This window comes from Nonomuraea sp. NPDC003201 (assembly GCF_053590415.1).
The window spans coordinates 1-7,885 of sequence record NZ_JBSFTC010000413.1 but is presented as its reverse complement, the minus strand read 5'-3'; the positions used below and the strand labels follow the sequence as shown (position 1 = coordinate 7,885).

Below are 7,885 nucleotides of genomic sequence, written 5' to 3'. Positions count from 1 at the left end.
CCGCCGCCACCGCGGCGTCCCAGGCGGCGGGTTCCGCGGCCCAGGCGGTGGCCTCGCTCGCCAGGGCCCAAGCCTCGGCCGCAGAGGCGAAGGGGGCGGCCAAGGCGGCGGTGGAGGCGGAATCCAACACCGTCGAGTACGACCGCCAGGCCACGGCCGACGCGGCGGCGGCCGCATCGGCCGCCGACGCCGCCGACGAGTACGCGGGCGACGCTCGTGATTCGGCCGACGAGGCCGAGCGGGACGCCGCCTCCGCCCGCGAGGCCGCCGGTGCAGCAGAGAGCGACGCGGCCAAGGCCCGCGACGTTGCCACCCAGGCCGAGGCGGACGCGACCGCTGCCGAGACCGCGGCCGCCAACGCCCGGCAGGCGGCCAAGGACGCCCAGGACGCCGCCACTCGCGCCGAGGCCGCTCAGGAAGCCGCCGACCTGAACGACCAGGTGGCGTCCCATTCGAACGTCCTGACGTACTTCGTGTTCAACGACAAGGGCTACATCGAGCCGCTCAGCGATTGTGTGGGCACCGGCGGGTGCGACATCAGGCTGCGCGTGCATCTCGAAGGCACGGTCTACTACTTCGTGCTGTCCGACTGCCAGTACTCCTCGGACAGCTCCTGTACCGGTTCGTACTTCCCGCTGGGCAGCGAGCCATTCACGTCCGAGTACGAGACGACCCGGCACCTCACCCAGCAGGAGCTGATGGCCGGTGCGCTGCGGAACCTGCTCAAGATCATCACGCACGACTTCACCGAGTGCGCCAAGGGCAAAGTCGGCAACTGCGCGATGGCGGCGACAATCTTCATCCCACCGGAGAAGATCGCCGAGTTCGCCCGGAAGATCGTTGCGCTCGAGACGGCGATGCGCACCGGTCTCGGTCTCGACGCCGCCGTCGACGCGCTGAGGACGGCGGTCGCCGCCGGCAAGGTCCGGCCGCAAGCGCTGGCGACGACGGTCGCCCGTCTGGAGGCCGTCACCGGGATGACGGCCACCGGCACGGCGAGTGAGCAAGTGGCCAAACTGGCGCACGCCTTCGACCTGGGCTTCGATGCCAGGCGCGGTTTCCGGGCCGACGAGGCGGCGTCCGCCACGCTGTTCGAAGCGCAGTCGAGTGTCAGGCTCAGCCGCTACACGCCGCCCGAGCCCGTGCCCGGCCAGCCGACCCCGGCCAACCCTGACTGGGTCGGCTCCAACGGCCTGACGTATGACGCCATGGGGCGCGACCTCACCCCGGAGCGCTTCGCCGCGCACTGGGCGGGTAATGGCGGCGACCTGAAGGCGACCATCGCCAAACATATCGCCAAGACCGACGTGACGATCTTCGACGTGTCGAAGCTGGGGGCCTCCGAGCTCGCTACGCTCAGGGCCTATTACCAGGAGATGGGCTGGTCCAGCAAGGTCTCCTTCGTCGGTATCCACTGAGGGGTGGTGCGCATGAGCAGGGACATCAGTGTCTCGGCGGAGTATGTCTGGCCCGCGTCCACGGGCCTGTCCTCGTGGGTTGTGGAGTACCTCAAGGAACGGGTCCACGACGAGTCCGTCTGGTCGTACGCCGACCAGGCCGATTTCGAGGAGTTGCACAACTTCCGCGTGTACGACCTGCCGGAGCCTGGCCGCCATGAGGTGCTGCGGGTCCTGGCCGAGGAGGTCCCGGCCGTCTATGGGGCGCGCGTGCGCGGTCCGCGATACGAGGCACACCTCGCCGGAGAGGTCCATCATCTGGAGATCCTGGCCATGATGGCCGCCGAGGTGCTGCGGGAGCTGGACGAGAGGAGCACGGAGTGAACCTCTACAGCGTCTCCATCTCGCCCGACTACAGCTGGCTGATGTACTCCGGCTCGGAGCCCATGTTCGGCCTGATGCTGGCGGCCCTCCGCGAAGGGGTGCCGGGGCTCGGAGAGCCCAGCGTCGTGCCCCGGCACGACGGTCCCGGCGGGGCCGGCCTCCATCTCAATCTGCTGACGTTGCCGCCCGGCCAGTACCGGGCGGCGCTCAGGGTGCTCGCCGACCAGGCGGTGCCGAGGGCGCGGAAAGCGCTCTACGGCGGCGAGCTGTCGTCCGCCTACGACAAACACGGCGGGTCGGCCGACGGCCGGATCGAGGCGCTGGGCGATATGAAGACCGTGGCGCTGATCGCCAGGAACGTGCTGGCCCGGATGGCCGAGGACGTGGCGGAATCCGGCGACGAGAAGGGAGTCACCTGAGCTGAGACCCGCGGCCGTCCTCGTCCCGGACGAGGGCGGTCGCCGGGCCGGCCGTCCAGGGTAAGGGGCCGGGCACCGCCGCCGGGCTAGCTTTCCAGGGCTAGCTTTCCAGGGCGGAGGCCAGGCGGCGGGCCAGGCCGGTGTTGCGCCGGTGGCCGATCCGGTGGACGGCCAGCTCCAGCGCCTCCCGCTGACCCACCAGCACCACCCACGCCTTCGCCCTGGTCACCAGGGTGTAGAGGAGCTTGCGGCGGAGCATGATCCCGCCCGACTCGGCCACGACGGGCGCCACCACGAACGGGCATTCGCTGCCCTGCGACCGGTGCACGCTGATCGCGTAGGCGTGGGTCAGGGTCGTCGCGCTCCTCGAACCAGAACCCGCCGCCGGCCGTCCTGACCGGGAGCCGGCCGGCGCGGATGCGGTGGGCGGCGTCGATGATGCCGCTGCCGCCCGCCTGCCGGAAGACGTGGGTGAGCTGGACCCGCGGGACCGCCTCGACGCGCAGCAGGTCGGCGAGCACGTCGCCGGGCCCGATGCTGGGCAGCTGGTCGCCGTCGCCGATGAGCAGAAGAGATCATCTTGCTCTGACCTGCAAGACAAGGCCGCCAACCCAGGATAACGATTGCGGCCCGCGCAAACTGCGCGAGCTGGGACTGACGCCCTGAGCCCGCTGCCCGGACGGGCTTCGGGCAGCAGGCTCAGGACGTGCTGGTGAAGGGAGGAGGACGTGGCCTGACTGTCTCTGCTGGGTCACGCCCCATCTCAGCTGCATAAGGCCGCTATGTGATCGCCTCGTGGGGTCCCGGATCGTGGCCTGCCACCGCTGGGGCCAAGCACCGCCGCTCGGAGACGGAACGCTGACCGGTGATCAGCGCTGGTGTGTCGTAGACGCGGGCCGATCATGGCATCACGACGAGTCGCCTGCCTTTGAGGTCGGTTCGCTGCCAGGCGGTCTCGATGTCGCTCAGCGGGACCTTCTCCACGTCGAAGGTGAGCTCGCCGGACCGCGTCCACGTCACGACCTGCTGGTACACCTCGTCCATGGTCTGCGGGTCGAGGCCCTTGGCCGCGCCGTAGATCTCCACACCGGAGGTGCGCAGGCTCGGCCCGGCGATGGCGACCTCGGTGCCGACCGACTCGCCGATCTGGACCACCCGGGTCGGCTTGCCGAACGCGAACGACCGCGGCACCAGGGCGCGCAGCAGGATCTCGCTGGGCCTGCCCCACAGGTAGTCCACGACGACGTCGTAGCCGTCCCCCCTCGCGTCGAGGTACGCCTGGGTCAGCGCCTCGTGGGAGACCGCGGTGTTGATCACCGTGTCCGCTCCGATGGCCTGCACCTCGCGCAACTGGTTGTCGTCGCGGCCGGTGGCCACGATCCGGCCGGCGCCCAGCAGCCGGGCCACCTTGACCGCGAGCCGCCCGGCGACCCCGGTGGCGCCCTGCACCAGCACTGTCTCCCCGGGAACGAACCCCGCGGCCGTCTTCATCGACATCGCGGTGACGGCCGAGGCCATCACCGCGACCACGGCCGGGTCGATGCCGTCGGGGATCGGCATGTAGGAGCCCTGGGGCACCACGGCCTTCTCGGCGAGCGCGCCGTACGGCGGGCGGATGTTGCCGAACCCGACGAGCGTGCCGTCCGGGAGGGCGCCGATGCCGTCGAAGGCAGGGATCACCGGAAGCCGGCCGATGTACTTCTCGCTGGCGTAGTGCGTGCCGGCCGCGATCGCCTTGTCGACGTTCTCGACGGCGACCGCCTTGACATCGATGATCACCTCGCCGTCGCCGGCCACCGGATCGGGGAAGTCCTCATAGCGCGGGATGCCGCCGACCTCGTGGAGCACCGCTGCCTTCATCCCAGCTCCTGCCCGAACAAGCGGGCGATCCGCGTCTGCCACGCCGCCAGGACGCGAGGCGGACGGGCCGGAGAGTGGTTGAACCCGTGGTGGTGCGAACGGGGGTGCGTGAGCGAGCGCCGCCACCCGTGGCGGGCCTGGCCCCGGTGCCCGACCGGCCGCTCGATGTGCGCGGGAACCCCCGGAATGCGATGGGTCGCCCAGTGCAGTAGGTCGCGAAGCGAGTGCTGGTGTCTCATCGTTGCCTCCTCTGGCACGTGAGTCTCTATCACTGATAGAGAACTCTATCACTGATAGACTCCGGAAGGGAGGTGCCGGAATTGGCTTTGGACAAGCAGCGGATCGTCACCGAGGCCGTCGCGCTACTGGACGCCGAGGGTCTCGACGGCGTGACCACGCGCAAACTGGCCGCCCGACTCGGCGTACAGTCGCCGACCCTTTACTGGCACATCCCGAACAAGGCGGCGCTGGTCACCGCGATCGCCGAGGCGATTCTTGAGCAGCAGTTCCCCGAGCCTGCGTCGCCCGCGCCGGAGGAGCGCTGGCAGGACTGGCTGATCGGCCTGGCCGGGCGGCTGCGCCGCGCGCTGCTGGCCCACCCGGACGGAGCCCGGATCATCGCGGCCTCCCAGCTGTCCCTCAAGATGGCCGCCATCTCCGAACTGGCGATGAGCACACTGGTCGGGCGGGGCATTCCCCTGCGGCAGGCTCGCCTGATCGTGTTGACGGTGTTGCGCTTCACCGTCGGCTACGTCCTGGAGGAACAGGCCGGCCGCCCCGACGCGGACGCCCTGGACGGCTTCGACATGGCCGCCTACGCCACGGCGTACCCCACCGTGATGGCCGGCGTGACAGAGTACTTCCAGGCTGGCCGCACCGTCGACGATCTGTTCCGCGACTGCCTGGAACAGATCATCCATGGTCCTGCCGCGCAGTCCGGCCCCACGTCCTGACCGGTCAGCCGCTCCGCAGGCGAGTGAGCCCTGACACGAGCACCCCGAGTCGCTCAACGCAGCAAGCCCTGCCGCACCGGCCGGGGCAAGGTGGCCGCCCCGCACCACACCGCCCGCTTCCGGCTCGTGCCGTCCCTGGCCAAGGTGCTCAACGTGCCGACCCCGGCGCTGCGCCAACCCCCGACCAGGGTCCGTCCGGCCTGGAACATCAACACCATCAGGCGGCCCTCCCCGGGGACGCGGGGTGGCAGGCGCGGATCGAGGCGCAGGCCGTGGCGCTCCGCGAGAGTATCAAGGGGCATCCGGGGCGCGCTGCTGCTCACCGACAGCCCGAAGCTGCTCAGCGCCGGGGCGCTGTCCTTGATGGAGACGCCGGCCGGGGCCGGGATGCCCGGCGGGCGGCGGATCATCGCCGCCGACGCGCAGGGCCTCGCAGCCCTGCGGGAATGCCTCCCGATGACCTTCGCGGAAGCGCCTCGCTACGACCCCGGATGAGTAGTTCGTACGGAGTGTCCGGCTGCTGTGCGCGGCCGTCGCCACGCTGACCGCGGATCCGGGCTCGTGATCGACTCGGCGCTCAGCCGCTCCACGGCCGCCTCGGTGAAGTGCCGCTCGAACATCGACTCCGCAGCGCCCAGGAGCCGTTCGATCCGGCCTGGCGTCGGCGGTTCGATCTTCTCCTCAGCCCAGCCTGGTCGCTCTCGACTTGTTGGGCAGCAGCCGAGAAGGTCTTCCAGCTCCCGGCACCCCGCCGAGTCGACCTGACCACACCGCAGGGGTGCCGCAGTTCATGAACCCTGCTCGGCTCCGGCCAGCATGGCGACCATGCTGTGGGGTGCGTCGTCGCCGAACATGATCGTGTAGATGTCATCATCTACGGCTGCGGCGGCGGCGCGCGTGAACATGGCTTGTTCGTACTCGGCGAGTGCGGCCTCGACGTCGTCGGGGCCGGCGGCGATGGCCTGGCCGAGTGCGGCGCCGTCCTGCATGGCCAGGTTGGCGCCTTCACCGTTCGGGGGCATGAGATGGGCGGCGTCGCCGAGCAGGGTCACGCCCGATGTTCGATTCCAGCGGTGTCCGGTCGGCAGGGTGAAGAGGCGGCGCAGGACCGGCGGGGTGTCGCTGTCGGTGATCAGGGCGGTGAGTGCGGGAGCCCAGTCGTCGAACTCCTCGACGACACGCGCGGTCACGGTTGCGGCATCGGTGAGATCGATGTCGGCGAGCCAGTGCTGTGGTTTCACCAGCTGCGCGTAGCTGTGCAGGGTTCCGCCACTCTCCCGATGAGCCAGGATCCCCTTACCCGGCGTGAGCGCGAACAGCGATCCGGCGCCGACCGCCTTCGCGGCGGCGGGATGGCGGGTGTCGCCGTCGAACAGGAACGTCTCGATGACCGAGACGCCGACGTACTCGGGGGTGGCACCCGAGAGCAGGGGACGGACCCGCGACCACGCGCCGTCCGCGCCGACGAGCAGACTCGTGACGACGGTGGTGCCGTCGGCCAGGCCAACCTTGTGGCGGCCCTCGTCCAGTGTCTGCACGCCGGTGACCTTGCACCCCCACCGGACGATGCCGTTCGGAAGTGAATCGAGCAGCAGTTGCCGCAGCTCGCCGCGCTGCACCTCGGGACGCTCGCCCGTGCCGTCATCGGGCCGGTCGAGCAGCACGGTCCCCTTCCGGTCGAGGACCCGGTAGGACTCGCGGCCCTCCAGGACGAGCTCGCGAAACCCCTCGATCAGCCCGGCCGCCTCGAGCGCCGGCTGGCCGTTCCAGGGGTGGATGTCGAGCATCCCGCCCTGACGGCGCGCGGCCGGTGAGGGCTCCGCCTCGTAGACCGTGACGGGGATGCCGTGTACGTGCAGGACGCGGGCCAGCACCAGACCGCCGAGGCCGGCACCGATGATCGTGACCGGTGTCGTCATGATGTTCCTCCAGAGGGGTTTGGATCGACGATCCAATCAAGCTAGCACGACTTTGGATCGACGATCCAAAGGTGCAATAATGCGACCATGACGAACAAGGCTCAGCGGACCCCGCGACGCGCGGACGGGCTGTCCAAGGAGCTGATCGTCAAGGCCGCGACCGAGATCCTCGACGCCGGCGGCGAGACCGCGCTGACCTTCCGTGCGCTCACCACTCGCCTGAGCACCGGCTACGGGGCGATCTACCACCATGTCGCGAACAAGAGCGACCTGCTCGCGGCGGCCACCGGCGACGTCATGGCCGGCGTGATGACCGGCGTGGTCATCGATACGGAGCCGCGGGAAGCTCTGCGTACCGTCGCATCGGGCCTGTTCGACGCGATCGACGCGCACCCCTGGGTCGGCGCCCAACTCTCCCGGGAGCCGTGGCGTCCCGCGCTGCTGGAGATGTACGAGTGCATCGGCAGGCTGCTCGATGCGCTCGGCGTTCCCGAGCATGCACTTTTCGATGCTGCGGGCGCGCTCGTGAACTACGTGCTCGGTGTCGCCGGGCAGAATGCCGCGAACGCCCGGGTCCTTGCCAGCAGTGAGGCGGACCGCTCGGCCCTCCTGGCCACCGTCGCCGAACAATGGTCGCAGCTGGACCCCGGCAAGTACCCGTTCGTGGTGAGAGCGGCGACGCAACTGCGCGAGCACGACGACCGCGAACAGTTCCTCTCCGGCGTCGACATCTTCCTGGCCGGCATCGCAACCCTTCGCTAGACCACCACCACCTGCCAGGGGCCGTTCCAGCGTGGCACCCACCGCGCCGCGACGCTCTACCGCTGCCTGGCGTGAGCCTCCGGGACGGGTGCGTTGATCAGCAGGGCCGCCAGCGCGGCGGCCAGGAGCAGAACGCCCGCTCCCCACGCCGTCGCGGTCGTGTACCCGTGGACCAGCGCCCGCGCCTGCGG

The 7,885-nt window shown here is 70.1% G+C and carries 9 protein-coding genes and 2 pseudogenes; 6 read left to right on the top strand and 5 right to left on the bottom strand.

All coding sequences use genetic code 11. The features are described from left to right. The 3 genes and pseudogenes from ACWDX9_RS56115 to ACWDX9_RS56105 form a co-directional block, all read left to right on the top strand. Positions 1 to 1,418 (top strand): annotated as a pseudogene (locus ACWDX9_RS56115) (hypothetical protein); the annotation flags it as partial. Positions 1,419 to 1,430: 12 nt separating this feature from the next. Further along, a complete protein-coding gene (locus ACWDX9_RS56110) occupies positions 1,431 to 1,781 on the top strand; it encodes a hypothetical protein (protein ID WP_449971027.1) in 351 nt (116 codons plus the stop codon). Next, a complete protein-coding gene (locus ACWDX9_RS56105) occupies positions 1,778 to 2,200 on the top strand; it encodes a hypothetical protein (protein WP_449971025.1) in 423 nt (140 codons plus the stop codon). Before ACWDX9_RS56110 ends, ACWDX9_RS56105 begins: the two co-directional genes overlap by 4 nt. Before the next feature lie 100 nt (positions 2,201 to 2,300). On the opposite strand, the gene ACWDX9_RS56100 is transcribed toward ACWDX9_RS56105, so the two are convergent. From ACWDX9_RS56100 to ACWDX9_RS56085, 4 genes and pseudogenes are all read right to left on the bottom strand, one after another. Then, positions 2,301 to 2,528: an ATP-binding domain-containing protein gene (locus tag ACWDX9_RS56100; protein ID WP_449971022.1), complete on the bottom strand. Its 228-nt coding sequence runs from the start codon at positions 2,526 to 2,528 to the stop codon at positions 2,301 to 2,303. Between the two features lie 130 nt (positions 2,529 to 2,658). Further along, a pseudogene (locus tag ACWDX9_RS56095) lies at positions 2,659 to 2,721 on the bottom strand (hypothetical protein); the annotation flags it as partial. A 379-nt stretch (positions 2,722 to 3,100) separates the two neighbouring features. Beyond that, positions 3,101 to 4,060 (bottom strand): zinc-binding dehydrogenase, encoded by a 960-nt coding sequence (locus ACWDX9_RS56090; RefSeq protein WP_449971019.1) that lies wholly within the window; start codon positions 4,058 to 4,060, stop codon positions 3,101 to 3,103. Then, positions 4,057 to 4,299 carry a hypothetical protein gene (locus ACWDX9_RS56085; RefSeq protein WP_449971017.1) on the bottom strand — a complete coding sequence of 81 codons (243 nt, stop codon included), beginning with the start codon at positions 4,297 to 4,299 and terminating at the stop codon, positions 4,057 to 4,059. The genes ACWDX9_RS56090 and ACWDX9_RS56085 overlap by 4 nt, the downstream gene beginning before the upstream one ends. Before the next feature lie 81 nt (positions 4,300 to 4,380). Here ACWDX9_RS56085 and ACWDX9_RS56080 point away from each other — a divergent pair, with 81 nt between their 5' ends. After that, positions 4,381 to 5,013 carry a TetR/AcrR family transcriptional regulator C-terminal domain-containing protein gene (locus tag ACWDX9_RS56080; protein WP_449971015.1) on the top strand — a complete coding sequence of 211 codons (633 nt, stop codon included), beginning with the start codon at positions 4,381 to 4,383 and terminating at the stop codon, positions 5,011 to 5,013. A gap of 90 nt (positions 5,014 to 5,103) precedes the next feature. Continuing rightward, positions 5,104 to 5,508 (top strand): hypothetical protein, encoded by a 405-nt coding sequence (locus ACWDX9_RS56075; RefSeq protein ID WP_449971013.1) that lies wholly within the window; start codon positions 5,104 to 5,106, stop codon positions 5,506 to 5,508. 293 nt (positions 5,509 to 5,801) lie between these two features. Here the strand turns inward: ACWDX9_RS56075 and ACWDX9_RS56070 are convergent, their stop codons facing one another. After that, positions 5,802 to 6,932, bottom strand: a complete 1,131-nt coding sequence (locus ACWDX9_RS56070; RefSeq protein WP_449971010.1) for an FAD-dependent oxidoreductase — start codon at positions 6,930 to 6,932, stop codon at positions 5,802 to 5,804. An 87-nt stretch (positions 6,933 to 7,019) separates the two neighbouring features. On the opposite strand from ACWDX9_RS56070, the gene ACWDX9_RS56065 reads away from it, so the two are divergent. Next, positions 7,020 to 7,694, top strand: a complete 675-nt coding sequence (locus ACWDX9_RS56065; protein WP_449971007.1) for a TetR/AcrR family transcriptional regulator — start codon at positions 7,020 to 7,022, stop codon at positions 7,692 to 7,694. Positions 7,695 to 7,885: the final 191 nt, after the last annotated feature.